A 3,320-nucleotide genomic window follows, 5' to 3' on the forward strand; every position below is an offset into this window, starting at 1 on the left:
TTGATCTTTAAAAAAATAGAAGAAGTAATACTCAAATTTAGAAATAAATAAGGGTAGATTGTATCAAAACTTAAATCTCGAAGTCAGAACTGAGGTTTAAGTGTCGCAAACAAAGCGAAATCAGATAAGACTTGAATGGTGTTCACTTTGTTGAATACGTGTTTGAGGTTATAGGATCAAGCGACTAAGTGCATCTGGTGGATGCCTTGGCGATGATAGGCGAAGAAGGACGCGTTAGCCTGCGAAAAGCGGTGGGGAGCTGGCAAATAAGCTTTGATCCACCGATATCCGAATGGGGAAACCCGGCCCTTTTGGGTCACGGCAGACTGAATACATAGGTCTGTACGAGCGAACTCGGCGAACTGAAACATCTAAGTAGCCGAAGGAAAAGAAATCAACCGAGATTCCCAAAGTAGTGGCGAGCGAAATGGGAAGAGCCTGCATGTGATAAATCAAACTTTAGTGGAACAGTCTGGAAAGTCTGGCGACAGTGGGTGATAGCCCCGTACACGAAAGAGATTGGTTGGTACTAAGCATGCGAGAAGTAGGGCGGGACACGAGAAATCCTGTTTGAAGATGGGGGGACCATCCTCCAAGGCTAAATACTCATCATCGACCGATAGTGAACCAGTACCGTGAGGGAAAGGCGAAAAGAACCCCGGGAGGGGAGTGAAATAGAACCTGAAACCGGATGCATACAAACAGTGGGAGCCCTTGCAAAATGGGGTGACTGCGTACCTTTTGTATAATGGGTCAGCGACTTACGTTCAGTAGCAAGCTTAACCGAGTAGGGGAGGCGTAGGGAAACCGAGTCCGAATAGGGCGCATAGTTGCTGGGCGTAGACCCGAAACCAAGTGATCTATCCATGGCCAGGATGAAGGTGCGGTAACACGCACTGGAGGTCCGAACCCACTAACGTTGCAAAGTTAGGGGATGAGCTGTGGATAGGGGTGAAAGGCTAAACAAACTTGGAAATAGCTGGTTCTCCTCGAAAACTATTTAGGTAGTGCCTCATGTATCACTGACGGGGGTAAAGCACTGTTATGGCTAGGGGGTCATCGCGACTTACCAAACCATGGCAAACTCTGAATACCGTCAAGTGCGAGCATGGGAGACAGACTGTGGGTGCTAACGTCCATGGTCAAGAGGGAAACAACCCAGATCGCCGTCTAAGGTCCCAAATAATCAGTTAAGTGGAAAACGAGGTGGGAAGGCATAGACAGCCAGGATGTTGGCTTAGAAGCAGCCATCATTTAAAGAAAGCGTAATAGCTCACTGGTCGAGTCGTCCTGCGCGGAAGATGTAACGGGGCTCAAACTGATAACCGAAGACGCGAATATGCACGATGTGCATATGGTAGAGGAGCGTTCCGTAGGCCTGCGAAGGTGTCTTGAGAAGGATGCTGGAGGTATCGGAAGTGCGAATGCTGACATGAGTAGCGATAATGCGGGTGAAAAGCCCGCACACCGAAAACCCAAGGTTTCCTGCGCAACGTTCATCGGCGCAGGGTGAGTCGGCCCCTAAGGCGAGGCAGAAATGCGTAGTCGATGGACAACGGGTTAATATTCCCGTACCGATATAAAGTGCGATGGGGGGACGGAGAAAGGTAGGTCAGCCCACTGTTGGAATAGTGGGTTTAAGCGAGTAGGCGTGTGGCTTAGGCAAATCCGGGCTGCTTTAACGCTGAGACGTGACGACGAAGTCTTCGGACTGAAGTGATTGATCCTATGCTTCCAAGAAAAGCCTCTAAGCTTCAGCTTTATATTGACCGTACCGCAAACCGACACAGGTGGGTAGGAAGAGAATTCTAAGGTGCTTGAGAGAACTCAGGAGAAGGAACTCGGCAAATTATCACCGTAACTTCGGGAGAAGGTGAGCCCAGAGTATGTGAAGTTCTTCGCGAATGGAGCAGAAATGGGTCGCAGAGAAATGGGGGCTGCGACTGTTTATCAAAAACACAGCACTCTGCAAAGTCGAAAGACGACGTATAGGGTGTGACGCCTGCCCGGTGCTGGAAGATTAAATGATGGGGTGCAAGCTCTTGACTGAAGTCCCAGTAAACGGCGGCCGTAACTATAACGGTCCTAAGGTAGCGAAATTCCTTGTCGGGTAAGTTCCGACCCGCACGAATGGCGTAACGATGGCCCTACTGTCTCCTCCTGAGACTCAGCGAAGTTGAAATGTTTGTGAAGATGCAATCTCCCCGCTGCTAGACGGAAAGACCCCGTGAACCTTTACTGTAGCTTTGCATTGGACTTTGAAGTGGTTTGTGTAGGATAGGTGGGAGGCATTGAAGCGTGGACGCTAGTCTGCGTGGAGCCGTCCTTGAAATACCACCCTGACCCCTTTGAGGTTCTAACCTTGGTCCGTTATCCGGATCGGGGACCGTGCATGGTAGGCAGTTTGACTGGGGCGGTCTCCTCCCAAATTGTAACGGAGGAGCTCGAAGGTCGCCTAGGTACGGTCGGACATCGTACTGATAGTGTAATGGCATAAGGCGGCTTAACTGCGAGACAGACAAGTCGAGCAGGTGCGAAAGCAGGACATAGTGATCCGGTGGTTCTGAATGGAAGGGCCATCGCTCAACGGATAAAAGGTACTCCGGGGATAACAGGCTGATTCCGCCCAAGAGTTCACATCGACGGCGGAGTTTGGCACCTCGATGTCGGCTCATCACATCCTGGGGCTGTAGCCGGTCCCAAGGGTATGGCTGTTCGCCATTTAAAGTGGTACGTGAGCTGGGTTCAAAACGTCGTGAGACAGTTTGGTCCCTATCTGCAGTGGGCGTTGGAAATTTGAGGGGGGCTGCTCCTAGTACGAGAGGACCGGAGTGGACAGATCTCTGGTGTACCGGTTGTCACGCCAGTGGCATCGCCGGGTAGCTAAATCTGGAAGAGATAAGCGCTGAAAGCATCTAAGCGCGAAACTCGCCTCAAGATGAGATTTCCCCAAGGCTTTAAGCCTTTTAAAGGGTCGTTCGAGACCAGGACGTTGATAGGTCGGGTGTGGAAGCGCAGTAATGCGTTAAGCTAACCGATACTAATTGCCCGTAAGGCTTGATCCTATAACCTGAAGCGCGTGTGTGCGACGGTATAATCTACCCAGATTAATGAATTTGAGAAACAAGCAGTAAATTACTTCTTCTATTGAACTGAACGCGTTGTGGAGCAATACACACAACGAGTTAACCCGTTAAAGTCTGGCGACCATAGCGAGGTGGTCCCACTCCTTCCCATCCCGAACAGGACAGTGAAACACCTTAGCGCCGATGATAGTGCAGATTACCTGTGTGAAAGTAGGTCATTGCCAGACACCCTAA

General features: G+C 50.2%; 2 rRNA genes. Both read left to right on the plus strand.

Annotation, left to right across the window (positions count from 1 at the left end):
• Positions 1-174 precede the first annotated feature (174 nt).
• A 23S ribosomal RNA gene (locus HA050_RS21660) occupies positions 175-3,065 on the plus strand.
• 134 nt (positions 3,066-3,199) lie between these two features.
• Positions 3,200-3,313 (plus strand): 5S ribosomal RNA (gene rrf, locus HA050_RS21665).
• The last annotated feature ends 7 nt before the right edge of the window (positions 3,314-3,320 follow it).

This window comes from Iodobacter violaceini, assembly GCF_011601265.1.
Classification (GTDB): Bacteria; Pseudomonadota; Gammaproteobacteria; order Burkholderiales; family Chitinibacteraceae; genus Iodobacter; species Iodobacter violaceini.